The sequence below is a fragment of the Planctomycetia bacterium genome (assembly GCA_021413845.1).
In the GTDB taxonomy this organism is placed as follows: Bacteria; Planctomycetota; Planctomycetia; order Pirellulales; family PNKZ01; genus PNKZ01.
In genome coordinates this window covers 1-25,171 of the sequence record JAIOPP010000061.1, presented here as the reverse complement: position 1 = coordinate 25,171, position 25,171 = coordinate 1, and the positions used below count along the sequence as shown (strand labels likewise).

General features: G+C 61.2%; 21 protein-coding genes and 1 tRNA gene. 13 read left to right on the top strand and 9 right to left on the bottom strand.

The genetic code is table 11. The features are described from left to right. Positions 1–62 precede the first annotated feature (62 nt). Positions 63–1,388 carry an alpha/beta fold hydrolase gene (locus K8U03_11385; protein ID MCE9605490.1) on the top strand — a complete coding sequence of 442 codons (1,326 nt, stop codon included), beginning with the start codon at positions 63–65 and terminating at the stop codon, positions 1,386–1,388. Positions 1,389–1,401: 13 nt separating this feature from the next. Here K8U03_11385 and K8U03_11380 read toward each other — a convergent pair whose 3' ends face one another. Beyond that, positions 1,402–2,238, bottom strand: coding sequence for a transporter (locus K8U03_11380; protein MCE9605489.1), 837 nt, complete (start codon positions 2,236–2,238; stop codon positions 1,402–1,404). A 266-nt stretch (positions 2,239–2,504) separates the two neighbouring features. On the opposite strand from K8U03_11380, the gene K8U03_11375 reads away from it, so the two are divergent. The 4 genes from K8U03_11375 to K8U03_11360 all read left to right on the top strand — a co-directional run bounded on the left by K8U03_11375 (position 2,505) and on the right by K8U03_11360 (position 8,427). Continuing rightward, entirely contained in the window at positions 2,505–4,103 is a 1,599-nt protein-coding gene (locus K8U03_11375) for an arylsulfatase (GenBank protein MCE9605488.1), read from the top strand. A 505-nt stretch (positions 4,104–4,608) separates the two neighbouring features. Further along, positions 4,609–6,144: a sulfatase gene (locus tag K8U03_11370; GenBank protein MCE9605487.1), complete on the top strand. Its 1,536-nt coding sequence runs from the start codon at positions 4,609–4,611 to the stop codon at positions 6,142–6,144. Positions 6,145–6,733: 589 nt separating this feature from the next. Next, positions 6,734–7,522: a hypothetical protein gene (locus K8U03_11365; protein ID MCE9605486.1), complete on the top strand. Its 789-nt coding sequence runs from the start codon at positions 6,734–6,736 to the stop codon at positions 7,520–7,522. 152 nt (positions 7,523–7,674) lie between these two features. Further along, positions 7,675–8,427, top strand: coding sequence for an SDR family oxidoreductase (locus K8U03_11360; protein ID MCE9605485.1), 753 nt, complete (start codon positions 7,675–7,677; stop codon positions 8,425–8,427). 8 nt (positions 8,428–8,435) lie between these two features. On the opposite strand, the gene K8U03_11355 is transcribed toward K8U03_11360, so the two are convergent. Continuing rightward, complete coding sequence (locus K8U03_11355) at positions 8,436–9,311, bottom strand: CBS domain-containing protein (GenBank protein MCE9605484.1); 876 nt, start codon at positions 9,309–9,311, stop codon at positions 8,436–8,438. A gap of 339 nt (positions 9,312–9,650) precedes the next feature. Here K8U03_11355 and K8U03_11350 point away from each other — a divergent pair, with 339 nt between their 5' ends. The 3 genes from K8U03_11350 to K8U03_11340 all read left to right on the top strand — a co-directional run bounded on the left by K8U03_11350 (position 9,651) and on the right by K8U03_11340 (position 12,711). Continuing rightward, positions 9,651–10,124 (top strand): hypothetical protein, encoded by a 474-nt coding sequence (locus K8U03_11350; protein ID MCE9605483.1) that lies wholly within the window; start codon positions 9,651–9,653, stop codon positions 10,122–10,124. Between the two features lie 117 nt (positions 10,125–10,241). Next, entirely contained in the window at positions 10,242–11,483 is a 1,242-nt protein-coding gene (locus K8U03_11345) for a RidA family protein (protein ID MCE9605482.1), read from the top strand. 307 nt (positions 11,484–11,790) lie between these two features. Next, positions 11,791–12,711, top strand: a complete 921-nt coding sequence (locus K8U03_11340; protein ID MCE9605481.1) for a class I SAM-dependent methyltransferase — start codon at positions 11,791–11,793, stop codon at positions 12,709–12,711. Here the strand turns inward: K8U03_11340 and K8U03_11335 are convergent. Both K8U03_11335 and K8U03_11330 read right to left on the bottom strand, forming a co-directional pair. Further along, positions 12,692–13,924: a glycosyltransferase family 4 protein gene (locus K8U03_11335; protein ID MCE9605480.1), complete on the bottom strand. Its 1,233-nt coding sequence runs from the start codon at positions 13,922–13,924 to the stop codon at positions 12,692–12,694. The two genes, K8U03_11340 and K8U03_11335, sit on opposite strands and share 20 nt — an antisense overlap. Before the next feature lie 30 nt (positions 13,925–13,954). Beyond that, positions 13,955–15,097: a glycosyltransferase family 2 protein gene (locus tag K8U03_11330; GenBank protein ID MCE9605479.1), complete on the bottom strand. Its 1,143-nt coding sequence runs from the start codon at positions 15,095–15,097 to the stop codon at positions 13,955–13,957. A gap of 344 nt (positions 15,098–15,441) precedes the next feature. On the opposite strand from K8U03_11330, the gene K8U03_11325 reads away from it, so the two are divergent. From K8U03_11325 to K8U03_11315, 3 genes are all read left to right on the top strand, one after another. Next, positions 15,442–15,897, top strand: coding sequence for a hypothetical protein (locus K8U03_11325; protein ID MCE9605478.1), 456 nt, complete (start codon positions 15,442–15,444; stop codon positions 15,895–15,897). Positions 15,898–16,163: 266 nt separating this feature from the next. Further along, positions 16,164–18,002 (top strand): cation:proton antiporter, encoded by a 1,839-nt coding sequence (locus tag K8U03_11320; protein ID MCE9605477.1) that lies wholly within the window; start codon positions 16,164–16,166, stop codon positions 18,000–18,002. Positions 18,003–18,077: 75 nt separating this feature from the next. Continuing rightward, positions 18,078–18,151 (top strand) — tRNA-Pro (locus K8U03_11315). A gap of 93 nt (positions 18,152–18,244) precedes the next feature. Here the strand turns inward: K8U03_11315 and K8U03_11310 are convergent. Next, a complete protein-coding gene (locus K8U03_11310) occupies positions 18,245–18,406 on the bottom strand; it encodes a hypothetical protein (protein ID MCE9605476.1) in 162 nt (53 codons plus the stop codon). Between the two features lie 358 nt (positions 18,407–18,764). On the opposite strand from K8U03_11310, the gene K8U03_11305 reads away from it, so the two are divergent. Further along, positions 18,765–19,028 (top strand): DUF5076 domain-containing protein, encoded by a 264-nt coding sequence (locus tag K8U03_11305; protein MCE9605475.1) that lies wholly within the window; start codon positions 18,765–18,767, stop codon positions 19,026–19,028. A gap of 152 nt (positions 19,029–19,180) precedes the next feature. After that, a complete protein-coding gene (locus K8U03_11300; GenBank protein ID MCE9605474.1) occupies positions 19,181–19,876 on the top strand; it encodes a tyrosine-protein phosphatase in 696 nt (231 codons plus the stop codon). Positions 19,877–19,892: 16 nt separating this feature from the next. Here K8U03_11300 and K8U03_11295 read toward each other — a convergent pair whose 3' ends face one another. The 4 genes from K8U03_11295 to K8U03_11280 form a co-directional block, all read right to left on the bottom strand. Then, on the bottom strand, positions 19,893–20,879 hold the full coding sequence (locus tag K8U03_11295) for a ParB/RepB/Spo0J family partition protein (GenBank protein ID MCE9605473.1): 987 nt from the start codon (positions 20,877–20,879) through the stop codon (positions 19,893–19,895). Positions 20,880–20,919: 40 nt separating this feature from the next. Beyond that, positions 20,920–21,669, bottom strand: a complete 750-nt coding sequence (locus K8U03_11290) for a ParA family protein (GenBank protein MCE9605472.1) — start codon at positions 21,667–21,669, stop codon at positions 20,920–20,922. A 1,192-nt stretch (positions 21,670–22,861) separates the two neighbouring features. Continuing rightward, a complete protein-coding gene (locus K8U03_11285; protein ID MCE9605471.1) occupies positions 22,862–24,214 on the bottom strand; it encodes a DUF1015 domain-containing protein in 1,353 nt (450 codons plus the stop codon). Between the two features lie 375 nt (positions 24,215–24,589). After that, positions 24,590–24,844, bottom strand: coding sequence for a type II toxin-antitoxin system VapC family toxin (locus K8U03_11280; GenBank protein ID MCE9605470.1), 255 nt, complete (start codon positions 24,842–24,844; stop codon positions 24,590–24,592). Between the last annotated feature and the right edge of the window lie 327 nt (positions 24,845–25,171).

Sequence of the window (25,171 nt, the reverse complement as noted above, 5' to 3'; positions counted from 1 at the left end):
GGCTCATCGACGATAACAGCCTCGCCCGCCCGATAACCTCGCCATTCCTAGGATGCCATTCGATGCGACTCTTCATGCCGGCCGTTGCTGGATCTATCGCCTTGCTGGTTGCGACTTCCACGCAAGCTCAAGCCCCGGCAGTGAAGCCGGCGTACAAGTTGCAGATCACGGCGGATCGGCCCGAGGGGATTTACAAGTCGGGCGAGGAAGCGACGTTCAGCGTTCAGTTGCTCCAAGACGACAAGCCTGCCGCCGGCGTCGAGTTGAACTACACGCTCAGCATCGATGGTCATAAGACGCTGAGCACGGGAAAGACTTCCTCGGCAGACCGACCGTTCAGCGTGAAAGGCAAGCTCACCGAGCCGGGCTTCTTAAGGCTCGCGGTGATATGCAAGCCCGACGGACAAACGCTGCTCGCCGCTCAGGCCGGCGTGGGTTACGATCCGCTCGCGATCAAGCCGAGCCTGCCGGTGCCGGACGACTTCGACGAGTTCTGGAACAACCAAAAGAGCCTGCTGGCGGCGGTGCCGATGAAATCGCAGCTCACGCCGGTCGCATCGCAGATTCCCACGGTCGAGTGCTTCGATCTCGAAGTCGACTGCCTCGGCGGCAAGCCGGTGTCGGGCTACTTCGCTCGGCCGAAGAACGCCGAGCCGAAAAGCTTGCCCGCGATCCTGTTCGTGCACGGAGCCGGAGTGCGCTCCAGTAGCCTCGGGGTTGCGATGTCGGCAGCCAATCGTAGTCGCTGCTTAGCGCTTGATCTCAACGCTCACGGCATTCCCAACGGCAAGCCGCCGGAGTTCTACACGAATCTCAACAACGGCGAGCTGAAGCAATACACGCAACAAGGGCGCGACAGCCGCGAGACGATCTACTTCCGCGGCATGTATCTCCGCTTGATCCGCGCGATCGACTTCCTTTGCGCACAACCGGAATGGGATGGGAAGATCGTGATCGTGCGCGGGGCCAGCCAAGGGGGTGGACAAGCATTAGCGGCTGCGGGGCTCGATGCACGCGTGACCGCGTTCTATGCCGGAGTGCCGGCCTTGTGCGATCACTCGGGCAATGTCGTCGACCGGATTGCGGGCTGGCCGAAGATCGTGCCGCTCGGCGCCGACCGCAAGCCCGATGCCAAGGTGTTGCAGGCCGCCCGCTATATCGACGCGATGAACTTCGCCACGCGCACCAAGGCCGAAGGCATTGTTACCGTTGGCTTCATCGACGGCACCTGCCCGCCGACGAGCATCTATGCGACGTACAACAATCTACCGGGTCGCAAGGAGATGATCGACGGCGTACCGTACGGCCATCGCGAATGGCCCGAGTCCGTCGATCGCGCCGACAAGATGTTCCTCGAACACATCGCGCGCATCAAAGGAACGAAGTAAAACGGCCGGTTGTCTAAAACCGCCAACCGATACCGACGTTCGAGAAGAAGTTCGAGGCGTCGTTCGTAAGACCCCAGCCGAGGCGCACGCCGAGCTCCAGGTTTTCGGTCAGCAGATAGTGCGTGCCCGGGCTGAAGAACGCCCGGCTGAACTCGCGCTCGGAGCCTTGCGAATAGATGCCGAAGTATTCGGCATGCACGTTCCAGCGTTCCGTAAGGGGCACGCGCAGCACGACCGACGGCGCCCATTGGTTGAACACGTCATGTTCGGCATGCTCGGTGCCGTAGCGCATCGCGGAGTCGAGCCGCCACCGGTTGGCTAACTCCCAGCCGAACGTATATGCGAGCGCCACATCCGTCGCCGGCGCCTTGCCGCTCGACGGTGTGTAGCCTTGCAGGATCGTCGCGCTACGCGGGATGAAGCCCCGTTGCTCCGTGAGCGCCACCTTGCAGCCGTAGAGGAACTGCGACTCGCGCTCGATGCCGCCGGCCTCGGAACCTTCGCCCCCTTCGCTGCCGGAAACGATGTCGCCGGTGCCGCCGACTTCGTAATTCCAGCCGGCCCGCAGCTCGAACCAATCGTTCACGCCGTAACGCAAAAGGGTTTCGGGCAGACTATGCGTCTCGGCGACGGTTCGGTTGTCGATAAACGAATACGAGGTCTCGAAGACCGCGAGCCGGCGGCCGACGGTGTTCGTCGCCGGCGTGAAGGCATCGCGGTCGGTCTCGAGTTCCTTCCGCTCCGCCGCTTCGCCACGCTCGCGCGTTTCGTACTGCGCACATGCCGGCGCGACGTCGCCGCCCAGCAGACGGCACGAGACGAACGCGAGAACGAGTACCATCCGACGCATGACGGCGAGCCTTCGTTTGCGGAATCTAGACGACACGGATCCGATCGCGCATCTACGATTTGATCGGTCGAAACGGGGCGACGTCGCGAGCGTGAAGAGGCTGCAAAATGCTTCGCCGAGTTGGATTCGACAAGTGCCGTAGCGGTCGTGCCGAATGTAGGGCTGCACGAAAGTCGGAATAATCATTGAGCCGAACCCGCGCGCGAATTATAAAGGCCCGCGGGCAACTTGCCTTTCCACTTCACGCCCATTCGGGAGGTATTACCATGACACGAATTCGACCCTGGCTCTTAGCGGCATTCGCCGTCGTCGCGGTCAGCGGTTGGGAAGCCGAAGCCTCGGCCCAACAGCCCGCCGCGAAGAAGCCGAACATCCTCGTCATCTGGGGCGACGACATCGGCACCTGGAACATCAGCCACAACAACCGGGGCATGATGGGCTACAAGACGCCGAACATCGATCGCCTTGCCAACGAAGGGGTCGGGTTCACCGACTACTACGCGCAACAATCCTGCACCGCGGGCCGCGCGGCGTTCATTTCCGGGAGCGTGCCCGTTCGCTCCGGCATGACGAAGGTCGGCATGCCCGGTGCGAAGGAAGGTTGGCAGAAGACCGACGTCACGATGGCTACGGTCTTGAAGAGCCAGGGCTACGCCACGGGGCAGTTCGGCAAGAACCATCAGGGAGATCGCGATGAGCATCTGCCGACGATGCACGGTTTCGATGAGTTCCTCGGCAGCCTCTATCACCTCAACGCCGAGGAAGAGCCGGAAAATCGCGACTATCCGAGGGACATGAAACTCCCCAACGGCAAAACGTTCCTCGAGCAGTTCGGCCCGCGCGGGGTGTTGAAGTGCAAGGCCGACGGCGCCGGCGGACAGACGATCGAGAATCTCGGCCCGCTCACCAAGAAGCGGATGGAAACGATCGACGATAAATCCATCGCCGCGGCCAAGGACTTTATCAAGCGTCAGCATGCGGCCGGCCAACCGTTCTTCTGCTGGTGGAACGGCACCCGGATGCACTTCCGCACGCATGTGAAGGAAGAGCACAAAGGACTCTCGGGCCCGAGCGGCGACGAATATCACGACGGCATGGTCGAGCACGACCTGCACGTCGGTGAGTTGCTTAAGCTGATCGACGAGCTCGGCCTTACCGACGAGACGATCGTGCAATACTCGACCGACAACGGCCCGCACTACAACACCTGGCCTGACGCCGGCACGACCCCCTTCCGCAGCGAGAAGAACTCGAACTGGGAAGGGGCTTTCCGCGTGCCGTGCTTCGTCCGCTGGCCTGGTCACTTCCCGAAGAACGTGACCCTCAACGGCATCGTTTCGCACGAAGACTGGCTCCCGACGTTCGCTGCGGCGGCCGGCGCGCCGGACATCAAGGAAAAGCTGCTCAAGGGTGGCGTCGAGCTTAACGGCCGGACCTACAAGAACCACATCGACGGCAAGAACCTGCTCGACTACCTCAGCGGCAAAGAGAAGGATTCGCCGCGAAAGTCGTTTATCTACGTGGGCGACGACGGCAACGTGATGTCGATCCGCGTCGGCGACTGGAAAGCGACCTACTTGGAAAACCGCGCCGAGCAACTGCAAGTCTGGCGCGAGCCGCTCGTCAAGCTGCGCTTGCCGCTGCTCTTCAACCTCCGCCGCGATCCGTTCGAGAAGTCGCAACACAACTCGAACACCTACCACGATTGGATGATCGATCGGGCCTTCGTGCTCGTGCCGCTGCAGGGCGTAGCCAGTGAGTTCCTGATGACCTTGAAAGAGTTCCCGCCGAGCCAAAAGCCGGGCGATTGGAGTCTTGAGTCGCTTGAGCGGCAGGTCAAGCAAATGACGACTGCCGGAGAATAAGCCCAGCCGACATTCGCGGGAGGCCGCCGACATGGCGGCCTCCCGTTTTTTTTGTGTATTCCTTTCGGCTCCGTTTCCCGAGTGCGTGCCGGGCCGCATGCGATTCGCGCGGCTTGATCCGGATTATCTAAAATTTGCCTCCGGCCGGTCGAGAAGAGATACTAACGGCTCCCCACCGTTGCAAGCGATTCGATTCGGAACGCTCCGAGTCGAGTCGGCTCGCCGTTCCCAGAGCATCTCATGATCGATTCCTCGTCGAGCTTGCCTGCGGACTCCTCAACGCATTTACGCCGCGCCGATCGAAGGGCTCGTCGCTCCGGAAGATCTCATGGCGACGATCTACGCGCATCTCGGTTTCGATGCCGGCTCGGTCGCGCTCCGCGGCGCGTCCGGCCGTCCGCTGTCGATCTTAGAGCGTGGTAGCCCGATCGCCGGCCTGCTGCGCCGCGCTTGATCGCGCGTTCGAGAAACATCCCGACAGCTCGAAAAAGAAAGTCTTGCCACGATGACGCGAAACGTTCGGCGCGCGTTGCTCTCGGTCTTGTTCGCGGTTTGTGCGCAGGCTCGCGCCGCGGCGGCCGATGCGCCTCCGAACATCGTCGTCTTTCTCGTCGACGATCTGGGGGTGATGGACACCTCGGTGCCGTTTCTCACCGATACATCGGGCAAGCCGCAGCGATATCCGCTCAACGATTTCTATCGCACGCCCAACCTCGATCGGCTCGCTGCGCGCGGGGTGCGCTTCAACAACTTCTACGCGATGAGCGTCTGCTCGCCGACGCGCATCTCGATCGCGACCGGGCAGAACGCCGCTCGGCATCGAACGACGAATTGGATCAGCTGGGAAAAAGACAACCGCGGACCGCAGGGCCCGCCGGAGTGGAACTGGCGCGGGCTCCAGAAGGGAGACGTGACGCTCGCCTCGCTGTTGCAAGCCGGCGGCTATCGAACGATCCATATCGGCAAAGGGCATTTCGCGCCGCGCGCCTTCAATGGGGCCGATCCGAAGAATCTCGGCTTCGATGTCAACGTAGGCGGGGCTTCCATCGGCGCGCCGGGAAGCTACTACGGCAAACAGAACTACGATGGAGCCGGAAAGCCGACGGCGCACGGCGTACTCGGGCTCGACCCTTACTATGGGACCGATACGTTTCTCACCGAAGCCTTGACGCTCGAAGCCAAACGGCATGTCGGCGATGCGGTGAAGATCGTGAAGCCGTTCTTTCTGAACTTCGCGCACTACGCCGTCCACTCGCCGTTCGACTCCGACCCGCGCTTCGCGGCTCACTATCGCGACAGCAGCAAGAGCCCGCAGGCGCAGGCCTTCGCGACGTTGGTCGAAGGGATGGATAAATCGCTCGGCGACTTGCTCGATCATTTGGAATTGCTCGGAGTCGCTGAGAACACGCTGATTTTTTTCCTCGGCGATAACGGCAGCGACGCGCCGCTCGGACATCAACACGACGTCGCGTGTGCGGCACCTCTGCGCGGCAAGAAGGGCTCGCACTACGAGGGAGGAATGCGGGTTCCGTTCGTGGCAGCCTGGGCGAAGCCCGACGAAAGCCGAGCGGTGCAGCGTCGTCTGCCGATCACCGCCGGCGCGATTCAACCGCAGCAAGCCGCGGTCTACGATATCTTCCCGACGATCTTGAACACGGCCGGAGTTCAGCCGCCGGCCGCGCACGAGATCGACGGACTAACGCTCGCCCCGCTCCTCACCGGCAAGCCCGACGCGACGCGCCCGACGAGCTTCCTTATGCATTATCCCCACGCACCGCATCGGACGGACTACTTCACCGTCTATCGCGACGGCCCGTGGAAAGTGATCTATCACTATTTCCCGACGCAGGTCTCTCAAGGATCGCACTACCAACTCTTCCAACTCGCCGACGACCCTTTCGAGCAACACGATCTCGCCGCCGCGCAATCGGCGGAGCTGCGCCGCATGATGCAAGGCCTGATCACGGCGCTGGAGAAACACAACGCGCTCTATCCCGTCGACAAAGACGGCACGACCCCGGCCCGCCCGAAGCTGCCGTAGAAACGCACCTCTGCGAAGCCGCCATCGTTCGCAGGCTATTTCCGAGCCACTAAGCGAAACCCACTAAACCGTATGCGGCTTATCTAGGTGTCTGCTACTTTAGCCGCACCCGCGAGCTTTGATGGCGGTTCGGGCATTTACGACTTAGGATGGAGTCGTTTGCAGTCGAGTATCGGAATTCGAGCGGCCGATTTGTCGCAAGTTATTTTCTCGACTAAAACATCGATATGGATTCATCCCTACATGGCCGCAAGAACACGGTCATGTTTTACCGCGATTCGGCGGTTGAATACCTGTTGGGCATTATCTCGGCATGCCTATGAATTCCTCCGTCGTCTTAGGGCCTCATCGGCGTCGTGCGCATCTGTCGACGATCGTCGTCGGATGCCTCGTGATCGCTAGCGTCATATTTTTAAACGTCCCTGGAACCTCGGACGGCTTTAGTCGCGACCACGGCTGGCCGTTGACGTACTTGAATCGCAGAGTGCCGGCTCCACCGACTCCGCCAGGAACCATCTGTGCGCTCTATATTATACGAATTCCAGCGATCTGGTCCCTCACGGAAGACGTCGATCACTTCTATCCGCTCATGCTCATTGCAAACGCCTGCGTAGCGGTCGGAATTGGGCTTGTTGTTGCCTCGGGAATTGAATGGTGGCGACGAAGGTATGGCACGCTATTGAAATTCCGTTTGCGAACTGCGGCGATTGGTGTCGTTCTTTGCTCGTTGTTCTTCGCTTGGATAGCGCATCGTGTCGCACGTTGGGATCGACAACACGAAGCTGTATTAGGTCTTGAGAGAGTTGGCGCGACAATTGGATACGACTGCTTGCTGCCGGAATGGTTGCGAGAGTCCTTAAGTGACGAAATCGGCCGACCATTCGACGAAGTGTCGTCAGTCAGCCTGTCTTATTCCGATGTGTCGGACGACGACCTGCGTCATCTCAAGTTGCTTACCGGAATTCGATCGCTCGATTTGGCGAACACGCACGTGACAGACTCGGGCCTCGTTCATGTGAGCCATTGTCACGAACTTGACTGGCTTTCACTCAATCGAACGGCAATCACCGACCAGGGGCTCATACATCTTGCAACCATGATCAAACTAGGATCCCTTGGACTCGATGCGACGCAAGTCGCAGGGCCTGGACTATGCCATCTGAAGAGCCTTAACGAACTTGAATACCTTGCAATTCGTGATTGCCCCCTGACCGATCTCGGCTTGGATTACTTAGTAGATTTGCCGAAGCTTTCGGTTGTCTACACAAGCGGCAGCAGAATTTCGGGGAATGGTGCAGCGGATTTTCAAAAGCGATCACGGCAACACGTGTACGTCGAAAACTATATTGACGTTAGACTAGACTATTCGCCTGAATGAAAGACTCGCGATGATGCCGGTTCGGTATGATATATCAGTCATGATGAGATGTACGGCGTGCCGTTGCCATCCGTGTCGCCGATCATCTTCATGAGCTGATTTGCGACCGAACATTTTCGTTAAGCAACAAATTGCACCGCGAGAGGTCAGCTATGAAAATTGTCGTCATCGGCGGGAGCGGACTGATCGGAAAAAAGGTCGTGGCGAACCTGCGTGGGCGCGGGCACGACGTCGTGGCGGCATCGCCCTCGTCAGGCGTCAACACCGTTACCGGCGAGGGACTAACGCAAGCGATCGCCGGAGCGCAGGTAGTCGTCGACGTTGCGAATGCGCCCGCTTGGGAGGATAGCGCCGTGCTGGCGTTCTTCGAGACGTCGGGTCGCAATCTGCTGGCCGCGGAAGCCGCCGCGGGCGTAGGTCATCATGTGGCGTTGTCGGTCGTCGGCACCGAACGCCTGCTCGCGAGCGGTTACTTCCGCGCGAAGATGGCGCAAGAAAATCTGATCAAGGCTGCTTCGATTCCGTACACCATCGTTCGTGCCACGCAGTTCTTCGAGTTCATCGGCGGCATCGCGCAAGCGGCGACGGAAGGAAAGACGGTTCGCCTGCCGCCGGCTCTGATGCAGCCGATCGTGTCGGACGACGTCGCCGCGGTCGTGGCCGACGCGGCCCTCGCGAAACCGTTGAACGGTACGGTCGATCTGGCCGGGCACGAACCGATCCGTCAAGACGATCTCGTGCGGCAATTCCTCCGCGCGACAGGCGATGAACGAACGGTCGTCACCGATCCGCAGGCGCTCTATTTCGGCCTGATGGTCGACGATCGATCGCTGATGCCGGACGGCGAGAATCCACTTCTCGGTCCGACCCGCTTCTCGGATTGGCTTGCACGAAGTCGAGCATAGCGCCGTGCCTAAACTACCGCGACGATCTTTTCCGCTGCGACATGCGTCGGGAGGGATTGCTTCGGCGTGAGGATCACGCAATTGAGTTTGCGGTGCCGCGTGACGTCGAACGCCGAAACGTGCAGCTTGATGTCGAAGCGGGCCACGAAGTCGCTCGCCGCGATCACGAGGCTATCGTTATCCTTTTGAACTTTGCGCCCACCTTCTTCATTTTTGTCGGAGGTGAGTCGCACGGCGATGCGCCCGGTCGCCGCTTCGTAGCCGAGCACGGCGAATTCAGGAACGCTCGTCGGATCTTCCAAGCAGGAACTCGGCAACACCAAGGCTCCGTTGGCCCGGCGGAAGAAAGCCGGAATCTGCGGGCGCGATTTCTTCTCGGGAGTGAAGAACGTAAACTCTTCTTCGAGCCCGGCGTCGAGCTTGCCGGTGATGTGTCGCAGGAGTTCTTTAATGCTGACGATGCCGAGCAGCAGCTTATTTTCGTCGACGACCGGCAGGCAATCGATCTTGTAGTTCGCCATCACCAGGCCGGCGTTGCACAGCAGAACGTCGGGCAAGACCGTGACCGGTTGATCGTGGATCAAGCTGCCGATTTCCCACGGGGCTTGGCCCGTCGCGGCCGGCTGAGCCGCTCGTTGGTCTTGGAGCGTCTCCATGAAGTGCGTGAAGATATCGCGCTGCGAGACGACTCCCATGATGCGCCGATCGCTATCGACGACCACGGCGTGGCGATCGCCCGACGCGGCGATTTGCTCCGCGGTATCGGCTGCCGAGACGTTCGGCAACACCGTAACGCACTTCTTGCACATGATGTCGCCGACGACGCCCGACAATTCGGCCACCGTCGTTTTATGGGCAAGGGGGTTATTGTCCGCTGCCGTCATACGCTGATTCCGTGCTGGTTGACTTGATCTCGACGAACGTGAGAAAGGCTCATGCAAAGCCTCCAATCATGTACATACGTCGGAAGCGCTTGGGAGGCAAACGACGCCAAGATTCGAGCGTCGTGCTTCGTTCGTTGAACTACGAGTATCGAGTAGGCGCCGGCGATCGCGGACCGCGCGCGTCGTAACGGTTGTGCCGATTGCGGTGACCTGGGCGCGCGAATCATCGCACAAAGAGCGACGCAGCACCGGATGTTGCTTGAACGCCGGAGGGGCGTAATTAGCGTGAAATTTACCCCCGCGTTGATCGACCCCCCTGCTGATTCAAGAGGATGCTTTATGTCGGGCATTGCCGCCGTCTCCGGTCAGATTTCGTCTGCCGCTTCCGCAACCGCGTCGGCCCCGAACGCCCTGGCAGCCGGTGCCGCCGGAGGGACGCAAGGTTCGGGAGGAGTCGGAAAATCGGAATCGGCTTCGGCCGCCGGAGTCGCGAAGCCGGATGCTTCGTCGGCTCAGAGCGCCGGCAGCAGTACGAGCGTGCAAACGTCGTCGTTCATCAACTCGGCTCAGCCCAACGCCACGATCGAGAACATGGCGGCGTTGATGCTCTCGCTCTTGCTGAGCAAGAGCGACGAATCGAAAGACAAAGACGACCCTTGGAAAATGCTGGCTGGCATGGCGCTACTCGGGGCCATGGCGAACCAAAATCAAGGGATTTCCATGTCGCAAAGCACGACCGTCGTGAGCGAAGCCTACAGCACGGGCGGAACCGCCGCCGCGGCCACGGGCGGCAGCGTAAATATTCAAGGTTGATGAGCGCCCTAGATTTACGGTTTTCGCACCTCTCCGCATCGCTTAAAACTTAGGTCCGCAGACCGGCACCCGACGTGGGAGCCGACCCTAGCGACGAACTTAAGCGAGCACGATGCTATGGCGGAAAACTTCGAACTGAATCGCCGCGGCTTTCTCAAGTCGGGCACCACGGCACTCGCTCTCGGCAGCAGACTCGGGCTGAATCCGCTCGGCACCGCAACAGCCGCCGACGAAGCCGAATTGGTAGCAGCGTCGATCGACGCTGATCCCGCGACCGGCACCGCGACCGCCGTGGTGGTCGGAAACTGGCCGCTCGTTCACACCGAGCAAACGGCCGTCGCCGGTGCTGCGAGCCTTACGCACCAACTCAACGATCTGCTCGATGCCGTCGGCAAGCAACTCGCCGGTGCAGGGGCATCGCTCGACGATGTCGTGAAGCTCAACTTCTATCTCTCGCCGCAGGTTGCCGCCGCGGACATCGAAAAAGTCTTAGCCAAGCGATTTCCCGGCGCGCTCAAACCGGCCGTCTGTTTTGCGGCGGGCAAGCTGAGCGCGGTCGGTGCCGATGTGAGCGTGGATGCCGTCGCGGTTTTGCGGAAGCAAGTCGCACCCGGCGTAGTGCTTCGAACACCGGGCGCAGCCGTGTTGCCGCCGCTGGACAAGCTTTACGTCTCCGGCGATGCCCGACCCGGAAAGCTGGCGGAAGCGACCCTCGGAACGCTCGCAGGCCTGGAACAGTCGCTCAAGTTTGCGAAGCTCGATTGGTCGCACGTCGTGCAATTGAAGTCGTTTCTGCAGCCGATCGACGCGGCCGACGAAGTCCGCTCGGTGATGAAGGGCTATTTCGGCGATCGCCCGTTGCCGGTGCTGACCTTCGTCGAATGGAGTTCGGGCTCGTATCCGATCGAGATCGAACTCATCGCGGCAGCGCCGCGCGGCGATGCCGCCGCGCCGGCGAGCGAGCTGGAATTTCTGCTGCCGCCGGGAATGACTCCGTCGCCGGTCTTCAGTCGCGCGGCACTCGTTCACAGCCCGAAGACGATCTATGTCTCAGGTCTTTACGGCGACAAGCAACCCGACGCGCCGGGCCGAATTCGGGAGATTTTCGCGCAGCTCGCGTCCGTTCTGAAACGAACCGAGAGCGACTTGAACCACCTGGCGAAGGCGACCTATTACGTGGCCGACGACGTTTCCAGCAAAGAGCTGAATAAGATTCGTCCCGAGTTTTACGACCCGAAACGTCCCCCTGCGGCTAGCAAAGCGATGGTGACCGGAGTCGGCCGAGCGGGGCATCACATCACGCTGGACATGATCGCCGTGCCGCGGGCCGCGAAAACAGCCGCCGGCGATAATAAATAAAGACGAATGAGCGAGTTATCGGAACCCGTAGAACGCGATCAGCCCGACCACGGCCGAGGCAAACAACCGAGCGTAGCGATCGATCTTTCCGTACGGAAACACAACAATATCCGGCATGGATGCACCCGTTATTTCATGTCCGAAGTTCGATCCGACCGCTCTCGTGAGGTATGCGTTTAGCAAATAATACGCTTTCGTTAAAGATCGGTTCGTTGAAAACGAGAGAATCGTGAGAATTTCGCGTAATCCGGAAAATGTTTTTTTGTGATTCGTCGCGATCGCCCGGCTCAAAGAAAGTTCGCCTCGAATGTCTAGTTCGTCGAAAACCGGTTCACCGGCAATCAACTCGCCCGCCGCTCCTGCCGCGTCGTCGCACGCGCGACTCGCGACAAGTCGCGGTCTGCTACGACACTTCATGGCCGATGCGCCGTTTCAGCCGGCGACGAACTTCTGGCGCGCCATCGAACTGCCGGTGCTGGCGGAAGCGCTGCCGAAGCAAGGTCGAGGGCTCGATGTCGGCTGCGGCGACGGCGTGCTCACGCGCCTCTTGGCCGAGCTTGCCGGTGCCCAGTGGTCGCTCGTCGGCATCGATCCCGATCCGGCCGAGTGCGCCTCGGCCGTGGCCGAAGGGTTGTTCGCGACCGTTCACAACACGGGTGCCGATCGTGTGCCGGAGCCGGAAGCGTCGTTCGACTTCGCGTTCGCCAACAGCGTGTTGGAGCACATTCCCGATCTACCGCCGTGCCTGGCGGAAGTCTGTCGGTGCTTGAAGCCGGGCGGATTGTTTCTCGCCACCGTTCCTTCTCCCGGCTTGCATCAACTGATGCGCGGCCCGAGCTTTTTGCGTCGCATCAGCCGCGCCGACTATCTTGCCGAGACCGATCGCCGGCTGCTGCACTTCCGCTATCCGTCGGTCGACGATTGGAAGCGGATGCTCGCCGATGCCGGGTTCGAATTCGTTTCCGCTCGCGGATATCTCACCGGTCCGCAAGTTCGGCGCTGGGAACGGTGGACGAATTGCACCGGCGGCCTGCTCTATCGGCTCAAAGGTGCGCAGGCCCGACCGATCGAGATCCAACGCCAGTTCGGCATGCGCCGCGCGCTGCCGAAGCCGCTTCGGTTGCTTGCCGGCCCATTGGCTTGGGCCGCCGGGCGCGGAGTTCTCGACGACGACGCGACCGACCCGAACGAGACTGCGTGCTTGCTCGTCATCGGCCGGCGACCTTAGTCGCGCGAGCGATCACCTCTTGATAAAGTCGTTCGACTGCGGGAGCGATATACGCTTGCCAGCCGAGCGCGGCCACTTCGCGCCGGCCCATCGCGACGAGCTCGCCGCGCGCGGCATCGTTGGTCAGAAGTTGCACGATACGCTCGGCCCACGCCGCGGGCGACGCGGCGACCTCGAGCCTTGCCAGCTGCGCCGACGGGCCGGAGCCGAGAAAATCGCCGACCGCCGTTTCGTCGCCGACCGCCGCGAGGACCGGAGTGCCGAGCGTCAGGGCTTCGAGCACGACCGTGCTTTGCCCCTCGCGCGCCGAAGGCTGCAACAGCAACTCCGCCGCCGCGATCTCGCCGAGCACCTGTTCGCGCTCCGGCAACTGCCCGAGGAAGCGAACCCCGCCATCGTCGCGATGATCGTTACTCGTCAGGCCTAGCTCCACGGCGAGTCGTTCCAATCCGGCGCGCTCCGGGCCGTCGCCGACGATGTGCAACGTGGCGTCGGGAAGTCGCCTGCGAACCTCGGGCCATGCCCGGACCACGACATCGACCTGCTTATAAGACAACAATCGTCCGGCGACGACGACTTGACGCGGCATTCGACTCGTTCGGAAACCGGCGAGCGTAGCATCGTCGGGCGGAAGAAACCCGCGCGGGATCACCGAGATTTTTTCTGCCTCGACACCGAGCAATTCGCGCAATCGCCGGCCGGTGTTCGGCGAGATGCACAGATGATGCGGCGCGGTCGACGCGCAGCGGCGTTCGAGGATCGCGCCGAGAATTCCCTTCGTGCCGAGATAGCGCCGCCAGTAGTCGCTTCCCCAGACTTCGAGCCAAGTGAGCAGCCACGGCACACGACGAAATCGGAGTCGCCGCGCGAGCTGGAACGCAGGGACTGAAAAGAACGGAAACGCCTGCACATCGAACAAATCGAACGACTCCGGCTCGTAGCGACCGAGCTTCGTCAACACACCCCAAGCGAACTTCAGCGGCTGCGAGATCGTTCGTTTGCCGTTGGGCCCGTAGAGCGGGATCGCGGGACAAATCGCGTGGTAGTGCAGCCCTTCGCGCACCATTTCCGGCGGACCGTCCCAAAGGTGCATGCCGAAGAAATGGCATTCGTGCCCTCGGTCGCGCAGCGCCGAGGCGAGCTCGTAGAGAGTCTTCTCGCCTCCTCCTTTGATCCAAGGATAGACGGCGTCGTAGATGAATCCGATCTTCACGCTGCGGCCCGACTCCTGCGCCGAGGTGCTTTACCCGCGACGATTTTGTTCGCTCGGCAATTCCATGATACCGACCAAGAAGCTCGTAAACACCACTTCCAAGCCGATGACGAACAACGTCCCCGCAAAAATCCATTGCGCCGGCGAGGGCACGGCCCAAGTCCGCAACCAATGCGCGAGCACGGGCAACCCGATCAGGCTCGCCGTCAGCAGCAGGGCGAGCCCGAGAATGATGCCCCGTTCGACGGTGAATCGTTCGCGCCAGCGCGTGATGCGCGGATCGACGAACACGGGGTCGATTTGGTGCGTGTACAACTTCGCGAGGAATCCGAACACCAATAGATGCGCGCCGCAGATCGCGAGCAGCGAGGCCGTGTACATGAAGTTCGGGCCGAAGCGATCGGTGAAGACGCCGTAGCCGGCCAGCACGACGGCGGGAATCGCCGCGAGCCCAGCCGTTACGGAGAGCAGGCCCGGCAGCACGAACAGATACAACGGGCTGCACATCAAGATGAAGCGGAGGTGCCGCCAACCATCGCGAAAACTGCGCAAGTGCGGCGGGCGATCGCGACCGTCGGGATGGAGCGTGATCGGAATCTCTTCGACCCGCAGGCCGGCCTTGGTCGCCTTGATGACGATCTCGCTGGCGAGTTCCATGCCGGGCATTTGCAGATTCATGCGCAAATAGCCGGCCTTGGTGAACCCGCGCAGCCCGCAATGGCAGTCGCCGGCGCCGGTGTGGAAGATGAAATTCAGCAAGCCGCTCAAGACCGGATTGCCGATCCAGCGATGATGCCAGGGCATCGCGCCGGGCATGATCTTCCCTTTGAGGCGGTTTCCCATCACCAACTCGGCACCGCCGCGCAACCGCTCGACGAAGCGCCCGATCTCCGTGAAGTCGTAGCTGTCGTCGGCGTCGCCCATCACGATGTACTTGCCGCGGGCCTCGTCGAAGCCGCGGCGCAGGGCGTTGCCGTAACCGCGCAGATGATGGCGCACGACCCGGGCCCCGGCCGCTTCGGCAATCTCGCGGCTCCGATCGGTCGAGCCGTTGTCGACGACGACGACCTCGCCGACGATGCCGAGCGCCTGCATCGTGAGCACGGCTTTCGTCACGCAGGTGCCGACGGTGAGCTCTTCGTTCAAGCACGGCATCACGACCGAGAGCTCCATCGCGCTTTCGGCGACCCCGGAGCTTTCGCCCGACGAAGGATGCGTGGCGAAAGAGGGGGTGTTGACGGCCGTGGACATCGAAAAACCCTACCGCAGGAATGATGCTGCAACACAGCTGAGAGCTGCTGATTTCCGATTCCATTTTATCCGCACGATCGTTCGCTCGCGAGGGCCGAAGCTGGGCCGAATTCGGCCGTAGGAACGGCAAATCGAGAATCGTCCGCAGTTTCACACAGTAATTTATTCGAAGCCGAACATTCTCCCGATGGGAATGAAGTACCGCAGCGAGCCGGCATTTCGCAGGCGCACGTTGCCCAAGCGACATTCAGCAGGTTGAGGAATCGATGCTCACGACGCTCCCAGGTCTACGAACCTCGCGCCGCGGAATGCTCGTTCGGGCCATCGGGATCGGCTTGGCCGTGGTCGGGCTTTCCACCACCACGAGCGCGGCCGATGCGCCGACCGTCGTCGCCCGGCCGAACATCACCGGCTGCTGGACGTGCGGATCGTGGGTCAGTTGCTGCACGGGCCACAAAGGAACCTTGCGGGCCACGATCACTTGCTGCGGAAACAACTACGAGTGCCAGTTCTCCGGCACGTTCATGAAAGTGATTCCGTTTCGCTACACGGTGACGCTGCAAACCACGAGCGTCGGCAACGGCATCGTCTACTTCCGCGCTTCGAAGCAGATCCCGCTGTTCGGCGGATCGTTTAATTGCAGCGGTTGGGCCACGGCCTCGAAGTTCCACGCGAACTACACTTCGCCGAAAGACCGCGGCACGTTTGACATGAGCCGGTAAGGTTCGACGAACTCTCGCTGCGCATTCGCGAAATCACGGTTTTATATGTGCCGCGCGCAGGCGGCCTCTTATTTCGCTTGAGCGGGCGATTCTTATAGTCGCGTTTTCGCACTGCAATGAATTCATTGCATTAAGTCGCGAACACTTCCGCCGGCCGCGCATCTCTAGCTCCGTCGCGAAATTTAAGTCCCGAATTTCGACGCGTGTGGGCTACAATCGAAGTCTCGGCGCGATCGAATTCTCAGAGCCGGCGAGGAGGAACGACGATGCATAACCTCGACCTGATCATGACCCTGACCGGCGGCTTGGCTGCCGCCCTGCTGCTTGGCTACTTGGCCCGACTGTTGCAGCTTTCGCCGATGGTCGGCTATTTGATCGCCGGAATCGCCGTCGGTCCGTATACGCCCGGCTTCAATGCCGATCACGGGCTCACCGAGCAATTGGCCGAAGTCGGCATCATCTTGATGATGTTCAGCGTCGGGATGCATTTTCATCCTCAGAAGTTGTGGTCGGTGCGGCGCGTCGCCGTGCCGGGCGCGTTCGTGCAAAGTTTCGTCGCCACGATCCTCGGGGCGATCGTCGCTCGCGCGTTCGGCTGGAGTTGGGGAACCGGGCTCGTGTTCGGCCTGGCGGTTTCCGTCGCCAGCACCGTCGTGCTGATGCGCGTGCTGGCCGATAATCGCGATCTGCACAACCCGACGGGCCACATCGCGATCGGCTGGTTGGTGGTCGAAGACATTTTTACGGTCGTCATTCTCGTCTTGCTGCCGGCGATCTTCGGCGGCGACGAGGTCGGAGCCGCCGCGATCGGCAAGGCGCTGCTGATCACGGCGATCAAGATCGGCGTGCTCGTGAGTGCGACGTTCGTCCTCGGAGGCCGCATCATTCCGTGGTTGCTCAACCAAGCGGCGGCGACCCGATCGCAGGAGCTGTTCACGCTCACGGTGCTGGTCGTCGTGCTCGGCGTGGCCGTGGGCTCGACGAAGTTGTTCGGCGTTTCGATGGCGCTCGGCGCGTTTCTGGCCGGCATGGTCGTCGGGCGTTCCGAGTTCAGCTTGCGCGCGGCGGCGGAAGCGTTGCCGATGCGCGACGCGTTTGCCGTGTTGTTCTTCGTTTCGGTTGGGATGTTGTTCGAGCCCCGGTTCTTGCTCGACTACCCGTTGCTGATCGCCGCGACCACGGCCGTCGTGTTGATCGGCAAGCCGTTGGCGGCGCTGGGAATCGTCTTGCTCTTGGGCTATCCGCTTCGGACGGCGCTGGCGATTTCCGTGGCCTTGGCGCAGATCGGAGAATTCTCCTTCATCCTCGCCACAGCCGGCAAGGAGCTCGGCATCTTGCCGACCGAGGCGACCAATGCGCTCGTCGCCACGGCGATCATCTCGATCGCGCTTAATCCGATCTTGTATCGGTTCGTCGACCCGTTCGAGCTTTGGCTCCGCCGCAGCACGCGGTTCGGCGCGCAACTGGCTGCGCGCGATGTGCGCGTCGCGCTCGCGGACCCTGACGAGAATAAAGTCCGTTCGACCGATCCTCGGCATCGGGCCATCATCGTCGGCTACGGACCGGTCGGACAGACCGTCGTTCGGCTGTTGCAGCAATACGAGATCGAGCCGACCGTGATCGACCTGAACCTCAACGTCGTGCGCGGCTTGAAGGAGCGCGGCATTCGGGCTATCTACGGCGATGCGAGTCAGATCGAGATTTTGAAAGCCGCCGAGATCGAAGACACTGGCAGCTTTTTTCTCAGCTCCAACAGCATGAACCACAGCGAAGAAGTGATCCGGCAGGCGCGGATCTTGAACCCTAAGATTCGGGTGCTGGCGCGCACGGTTTACGTGCGCGAGGTTCCGATCTTGCTTGATGCCGGCGCCGAGTTGGTGTTCTCGGGCGAAGGGGAAGTCGCGCTGTCGGTCGCCGAAGCGATCTTGCGCGATCTCGGGGCGACGTTCGAGCAGATCGAAGAAGAACGCCAGCGCGTACGCGACGAGTATCTGAGGCCGCATCCGCAGGCTCAGCCGCCGGTCGGAACGAGTCCGACGCCGCAGGGTGCGGCAACGGCGAGCCCTCCGGCAAGCGGCTCGGATGCCGGCAAAGTCGAGCCTTAAGAATGTGGAAATGAAAGCGAAAGTGAACCTAGCGGCGAAACCCGGTTTCCTGCATAATAGCCCGGTCCAAAGTCGCGGGGCGTAGCTCAGCCTGGCAGAGCGTCTGGTTTGGGACCAGAAGGTCGCATGTTCAACTCATGTCGCCCCGACTAAGAAAAAGGGACGTCTCCATTCGGGAGACGTCCCTTTTTTCGTAGGACTCGGCTGCGTTGCGCGTCAGCTCAATGAGCCAGAGCGCGAGCTTAGCGAGCCATGTACGTCGCTTGCGTTTGATACTTCTTGGCCTTCTGCGAGAAGTGAAACCGCTTCATGTCGCTCTTCGCGACGCCGGCCAAAGAGCGGTATTTATCGGCCAACGCCTGTTTGACGGCGATGAGCTTTTCTTGTGTCGTGGGGGTGGTCATGATCTGATCCTCTGCGATTCTCGGTTTGCTTCCGTCGTCATGGGCCGTGTCGCTCGACACGACCGTGGGGAACGAGCCTGGAACCGTTCCAAGCTCGGAGCGGTCGCCATTGTAGCAGCGCGCCGTCCTAAAACGCCGTCGACGGGAAGAATATCCCGGAGTTTCTTGGAGCGCGACTCCGCTGCCTGCGTTCTACGAACTGATCGGTAAGCCGAGCATACACCGGATTGCGAAAGAGTCGGGAATTGCACGGCGATTAATTTGTTGGCGGTCGTGCCGCAGGTTAAAACAGCGAGAGTGATTCATTCCTGCTCGGTCGCAATTCGCTGGCCGAATATCTGTGCGAGAGGAAAATGTCGTGAACGATCCGCGCCGCCTCTTGATTCCGGAGCCCATTGCAAGCGATCTCGGGTCATACGAATTGCTTTCCGGTTGGGCACGTAATGGAAAAGTCTCCGTAATGACACGTACAGGTACTGGGCTCGATCAACAACCGGAGATTTGGGGCGAGATTCTTGTTGCGATCGCAGAAAACATCGCCCTTTCAATCAAAGACGTTACGGGAGCAAATCCAGACGTCACCTTGGCAACAATCAAGGAATCTCTCGAACGTCACTGGTAAACAACTCCAGGCGATGTTGGCAAAGACCATCCCGCCTATTGGCACGCTGTAGCCCGAGTTCGTTCGTCAGTTTGTTTTGCTTGGTTCAATCGCGTTACAATCGAGATCCGATCCCGCTCACTGTAGGTGAGCGAATTACCGGAGCGCATTCGTTGAACGCGGCAGCTCATGACGACGAGACATCGCTACTCCGCCTGCGAAACTTGCGCGACCTCGGCGGGCTGCCGACGCGCACCAGCAAGCTCGTTGTGCGGCCGAGATGTTTCTTTCGGAGCAGCTCACCGTCACGCTTTACACCGGCCGAGCAACGTGCTTTGGCCTCTCTTCGTTTGCGCTGCGTGATCGATTTACGAACTACCGTCGAAGTCGGTCAGTCCGGCAGCGCTCCCATTGCTCTCGGCGCTGAGGTCGTCCATCTTCCCCTCTTCGAGACCGCTCGACCAAATTGGCTCGCTCCCGCCGATCAAAGCCCTCGGGCCACGGCGATTCGTTACTTGGAAATGTTGGATGACAGTCGCCACGCGCTGGCGACCGTAATCCTCCGGATCGCTTGCCCGGAGAGCATCCCCATCCTCATTTCCTGCTCCGCGGGACGTGACCGGACCGGCATCGTCGTCGCGTGCCTTTTGGATCTTCTCGACGTGACCGAGCAAGCCATCGCGACCGACTATGCACACAGCGACTCGTTCGATCCAGCCGGCGGACGAGCCCATACAGCGACCGTCTCGGAATTGCTGGGCCTCGTACGCGATCGCTACGACTCCGTGCAAAGCATGCTCTCTTCTCTTGGAATTAAGGACGGCGTGATCGAATCATTTCGCCGAAATCTGCTGGTCCGCCAGGAGTAACTTCAAGCTTCCCCCATCACCCCGCCTGCGCTTGATGGAACGGGCCGGCGAGTTGTTGGAATAGGCGTTCGAATTCGGCGTGGTTCGGGAAGTGGACGACGATCTTGCCGCGTCCTTTACCGCTCTGGCGCACGTCGACTTTGCAGCCGAGCGCGAGGCGCAGCTGTTGCTCGAGCGCGGCGGTTTGCTTCGACTTCGTCGCCCGCACGCGCACGACTTTCGGAGCCGCATCGGCAGCGCCGTCCGCGTCGTCGAGCGGCTGGTCGCTCGGATCGGCATCGGCTGCGTGGATCGCGTCTTGCACGAAGTCTTCGACGGCCCGCACGCTGAGCCCTTCGGTTTGAATGCGGCGGCAGAAGTCGGCTTGTTCGCGCTCGTCGCCGAGCGGCAGCAAGGCCCGCGCGTGCCCGTAGGTGATCCGTTCGCTGCGGACCGCTTGTTGCACTTCCTCGGGGAGCTCCAAGAGGCGAATGAAGTTGGCGACGGTCGAGCGATTTATTTCCAATCGGCCGGCGAGTTCTTCCTGGGTGCAGCCGTAGCGCTCGATATATTGCCGAAACGAAATGGCTTTCTCCAGCGGGTTGAGATCCTTGCGTTGCAAGTTCTCGACGATCGCCAACTCGGCCGCGAGTCGATCGTCGGCCTCTATCAAACGGGCCGGCACTTCGGTCCAGCCGGCCCTGCCGGCGGCGCGCAAGCGTCGTTCGCCGGCGATGAGTTGATAGCGTCCGCCGACGCGCCGGACCGTGATCGGTTGGATCAGCCCATGGCTGCGAATGCTCGCGGCCAACGACTCGATCTCGGCTTCATCGAACTCGCGCCGCGGCTGAAACGGATTGGCTTCGACATCGTGAATCGAAAGGCTGAGGAGGCCGTCGACCGGAGCGGCGGAGCGCTCGAAGGTTGCGGAGTCGCGCTCGAAGCTCGGGCTCGCATTCGTGCGCGCGGGCGAACTCGGCGCGGCGGAATGTCCGGGCCCGCCGGCAACCGCTTCGGTACTCATTCCCAACAAGGCTTCCAAGCCACGGCCCAAGCGTCGTTCTTTACTCACGTTCCAATACCTCCAGGCAAAGTTCGGCGTATGCCCGCGCGCCACGGGTGCGCGGGGCGTAATCTAAAACGGAAAGTCCGTGGCTCGGCGCTTCGCTCACGGCGACATCGCGCGGGATCACGGTTCGATACACGATCTCGCCGAAGAAGTCGCGCACTTCGGCGTCGACTTCCGTCGTGAGATCCAGCTGGTCGTCGTACATCGTCAATAAGATTCCGCCGAAGCGGAGGCGGCGCGGATTGCGCTGCATCACCTCGCGGATCACTTCGATCATTTGCGTGAGCCCTTCCATGGCGAAGAACTCGCACTGGATCGGCATCAAAACTTCGGTAGCGCCGGCGAGTGCGGTGCGCGTGAGCTGCCCGAGCGACGGCGGGCAATCGATCAAGACGAAGTCGTAGAGATTGAGCAAGCCGCTTTCGAGCCGGCGCACGAGCGTGGCCGATTGCTCGGCATCGGCTCCGGCCAGAAACTCGACATCCTCGAACCGCCGGCTGCCGGGCAAGACGTCGAGGTTCGGCGTCGCCGACTTCGCCACGGCATCGGCCAGCGACTCTTGCGACACGAGCGGATGCCGGGCCGTCGGGCGCAGGCCGAGGCCCGAGGTGGCGTTGCATTGCGGATCGAGGTCGACCAGCAAGGTGCGTGCGCCGGTCTTGGCTAAGGCGACGGCCAGATTGACCGCCGTCGTAGTCTTGCCGACTCCACCCTTCTGATTGGCGACGCACAAGATCCGACCCAACGCGGGCTCCTTCCCTACGCCTTCGCTCAGCTTCCGACCGAGCGATGCGGGCGGGGATGTTAGCGGATAGATGAAAAAGCCGGAATGGCGAAAGGAGGGGAAAAGTAGAAACCAGAAGTCAGAAACCAGAAGAAGGAAGGGAGAGTGCATTCCCTTATTCTGGTTTCTAGTTTCTGATTTCTGGTTTTCCTCACCCGTTTCACGTGGAACGTTCGTCTTTGCGCAGTCCACTTGTTTCACGTGAAACACTCAGACCTCGCAACGGTCGCGGTCGACCATGGCCGTTCCACGTGGAACGACAGGCTGTATTGAACGTAGTAGGCACGTTCCACGTGCCGTAACCACATGCGTCTTTCCAGCGCAACGCACGTTCGCGCCAAATTCAGCCTCCGTTCAATAGCCCCGGATGCATATCCCGGGAAGCCGGCGTGTTCGTTGCTCGAAGCCATTCGTGGCGGACGGCACGTGGAACGTGCCTGCTACTTTGATTGCGCATGGCACGGCCCTGGATCGCGGTCGATTCGCGGTTCGAAAAAGTTCGTGCGTCGTTGCCCGGTTCGGTTCGGGCTTCTTGTCAAACGTACTCTGCGCAGAGCATTGCACCCGACCGGGCTTCCGCGAACGGTCTCGCCGGAAGAACAGGACGCGGGCAACGACGCACCGGACGACACCCAGCACAAGCGAAGCGCTCTTCCCAGGTTTGCAACCCTAAGAAGACCGTCGTGTAGGTTCGACCCTCTGCATTCGGTCGCCGCGCGCTTCGTCTGAACGCGCGGCGGCAAAGGATCGCGACGCGTGAAGGCTCGCCGAAGCAAACGCTCACGCACCGCAGGCCGGAAGGAGACGCCGCACGGCCGTTAAGCCGAGCGGCCGACCGGCGTCGCGAGGGACCGACATTCAAGTCGATTGCTTCGAGCCCCGGCGATGACAAGCGGCACCGGCTGAGCTCGAAGGTTCCCGTCGCGATCCGTCGTCGCAATGAAGCGACGCGTCGAAACCTCGCAGAGGTCGGAGTCACGTCTCGCTCACACAAGGCCCAACATCGCACTTCGCGCTCGCGATTTCAACGCGCAGAAGTAGGCCAACGTTGCAGGCACGCTCCGCGTGCCGTCGCCATATCGGCTGCTTGGCACTCAGCGGAACCGGCCGGCTTACACCGGCCGCTCGCCTCGGAGGTTGTCGTGAGGCGCCGTTACTCCAGCGGGTTCACGACCATGCCGCCTAGAAGCTTCGGGTAGAAGTAGGTGCTCTTCGCGGGCATCCGTTCGGCGTGCTCGCTGATGACCCGAATGTGGTCGACCGTGGCCGGCATGACCAAGGCGGAGACTTCGAACTGGCCGCCGGAGCTCATCACGCCGGTCGCATCCCGTCCGCCGACGTCGCCGGCTTCCAGGCTTTCGACGACCTCGGCAATGGTGTGGACGTACTTGGGCTTCGGCAAGTCCTTACCATTCAGCAACGTCTCGACGACGAGCCGATGGAGGATCGCTACGCCGAGCTCTTGCCACGGCTCGCTATGTTCCGCGGCGATCCGAGCCATTTGCTCGCGACCGGCCGGCGTAATGCGGGCCAAGACCCAACGCTGGTCCTTGTTCGTGTAGAAGCCGAGCGTTCCTTGTTCTTCTTCTTGTTCGATCTCGTCCCAGACGACCGACGCGAGATCGGCCCCTTCGCCGGCGACGCGGGTCGTGAAGTTGTCGCCGAGCTTGGCGATGAGCTCCGCCGAGGTCATGGCCGGCAGACCACGGAATAGGCGGTGCGTCGGGAGCACGAGCAAGCCGGGATCGTTCATGCCGACGCATTGCATGAGGACGTAATTCGCCGGATGACCGGAGGGGAGCGAGCCGCCGGCGGCTGCGGCGAGTTCGTCGCGATAGTTGCAGGCCGTCTCGTAGCGATGGTGGCCGTCGGCGATGAAGACCGGCTTCGGGCCCATCACTTCTTGCACCTTGGCGATGACGTCGAGGTTCGTCAGCGTCCACATCCGGTGCTTCACGCCGTTGTGATCTTCCGCTTCGACGGCCGGGCTGCCCGCGATCGCCATCTCGACGATGTTCTGCGCTTCGTTGTCGGCGTCGGGGAACAGGCCGAAGATCTGCGAGAGGTTCGCCTTGCAAGCCTTCGTGAGCAACAGTCGATCGGCCTTCGGGCCGCTGAGGGTTTCTTCGTGCGGGTAGATCTTCCCTTCGCCGAACCGCTCGAGCTTCACGCGACACATGAATCCGCGGCGCGTGTGCGTGCGGCCGGCGTAATCGAACGTCTGGTGGTAGACGTAGATCGCGCTCTGCGGCTCTTGGAACAAGACCCCTTCCTTGCGCCAGTTCTTGAGGAACTTCGCAGCGCGGGAATACTTGTTGTCGGCTTCGCTATCGCCCGGTTCGTCGCGGTTCAACTCGACGCGCACGAAGTTCGCCGGATGCTTCTTATAGAGCGCGTCTTGAAACTCGGGCCCGATGACGTCGTACGGCGGACAGATGACGTTGCTCAGCGAACCGACGTGACCGAGATCGTATCGAAGACCGCGAAAGGGAGTGATGTCGGGCATGACGCGTGATCGCTTGTATTGGGGGCCGAGTTTGCGTGAGGCAATGCGTTCGATTCCAGGCAGAACCGAGCAGCCGCCATGTTACCGGGGAGGCTTGGGATTGATAAGGGGCGGAGCACGAACGGCCCGCCTCGACGCCATCTGGGTGTGACCGAAGATCTCGAAGCGTCGCCCTGCCGCCGGCATGTGATTTTCTAATCGACTTCGATCAGCTCAAGTGCCGTAGCTCGACGATCTTCGAGGAACTGCCCAAAGAGCGAACGAGCTTCTCGTCCGCTGTTACGAAATCGCACCCTTGATCTTCCGCAAGCAAAAGATAGAGGCAGTCGTAGACGGACGTTCGGGTCTGCGAAGAGATTTCAATCGCGCGTGCCATCAGCGGTAGCGATGGATGTAGACAGGCGCCGGATCCAGGGCGTCGGCGAAAAGAATAGCCGCAAAGCCGTCGGGAATCAGTTTCTTTCGCTCGGCACTCGTGAGCGCGTTGCCGACTTCGACAGGAAAGACATCCGGGGTAATCAGCTCATGGACCCCGCGTCGAAATTCGTCTTGTAGTTTACGGGCGATTAAGGAGTCGCGCTCGTTCAGCACGAACTTGAGCGCGACCGAAGCATCGAGAACGAGTTTCATTCGTCCCGGGCTTCACGGATGAGAGAGACCGCCACGTCGGTTGCTCCGCGTTTGCGGAGCTCCTCTCGCACAGCGTTTGCGCGGGAGCGCACGCGCAGGGAGACTTCCGGGTCGATCGGCCGCTTTTCGATTGCAGCCCGACAGACCTCTTCGAGATCGGCGGTTTCGATTGCAGTTGCCATATGCGTTTATTATGAGTCCGGAATTCAAACGGTCAACTTCGGTCGATCATGGCAAAGCTCACCATCCCGACAGGCCGTATTGTCGCCTAATCATTCGGTCGTTTTAACTTCTTCGACATGGTGGGCGTGCTGCTTGTAAGTCTCG

Coding starts and splice junctions, on each gene's coding strand:
- K8U03_11330 (MCE9605479.1), bottom strand. CDS start 15,097: ATGGAGCTCTCGGTCGTGATGCCGTGCTTGAACGAAGAGCTCACCGTC.
- K8U03_11325 (MCE9605478.1), top strand. CDS start 15,442: ATGCTCACGACGCTCCCAGGTCTACGAACCTCGCGCCGCGGAATGCTC.
- K8U03_11380 (MCE9605489.1), bottom strand. CDS start 2,238: ATGCGTCGGATGGTACTCGTTCTCGCGTTCGTCTCGTGCCGTCTGCTG.
- K8U03_11280 (MCE9605470.1), bottom strand. CDS start 24,844: ATGAAACTCGTTCTCGATGCTTCGGTCGCGCTCAAGTTCGTGCTGAAC.
- K8U03_11385 (MCE9605490.1), top strand. CDS start 63: ATGCGACTCTTCATGCCGGCCGTTGCTGGATCTATCGCCTTGCTGGTT.
- K8U03_11360 (MCE9605485.1), top strand. CDS start 7,675: ATGAAAATTGTCGTCATCGGCGGGAGCGGACTGATCGGAAAAAAGGTC.
- K8U03_11285 (MCE9605471.1), bottom strand. CDS start 24,214: ATGCCCGACATCACTCCCTTTCGCGGTCTTCGATACGATCTCGGTCAC.
- K8U03_11295 (MCE9605473.1), bottom strand. CDS start 20,879: ATGAGTACCGAAGCGGTTGCCGGCGGGCCCGGACATTCCGCCGCGCCG.
- K8U03_11365 (MCE9605486.1), top strand. CDS start 6,734: ATGCTCATTGCAAACGCCTGCGTAGCGGTCGGAATTGGGCTTGTTGTT.
- K8U03_11340 (MCE9605481.1), top strand. CDS start 11,791: ATGTCTAGTTCGTCGAAAACCGGTTCACCGGCAATCAACTCGCCCGCC.
- K8U03_11345 (MCE9605482.1), top strand. CDS start 10,242: ATGGCGGAAAACTTCGAACTGAATCGCCGCGGCTTTCTCAAGTCGGGC.
- K8U03_11320 (MCE9605477.1), top strand. CDS start 16,164: ATGCATAACCTCGACCTGATCATGACCCTGACCGGCGGCTTGGCTGCC.
- K8U03_11355 (MCE9605484.1), bottom strand. CDS start 9,311: ATGACGGCAGCGGACAATAACCCCCTTGCCCATAAAACGACGGTGGCC.
- K8U03_11310 (MCE9605476.1), bottom strand. CDS start 18,406: ATGACCACCCCCACGACACAAGAAAAGCTCATCGCCGTCAAACAGGCG.
- K8U03_11375 (MCE9605488.1), top strand. CDS start 2,505: ATGACACGAATTCGACCCTGGCTCTTAGCGGCATTCGCCGTCGTCGCG.
- K8U03_11350 (MCE9605483.1), top strand. CDS start 9,651: ATGTCGGGCATTGCCGCCGTCTCCGGTCAGATTTCGTCTGCCGCTTCC.
- K8U03_11370 (MCE9605487.1), top strand. CDS start 4,609: ATGACGCGAAACGTTCGGCGCGCGTTGCTCTCGGTCTTGTTCGCGGTT.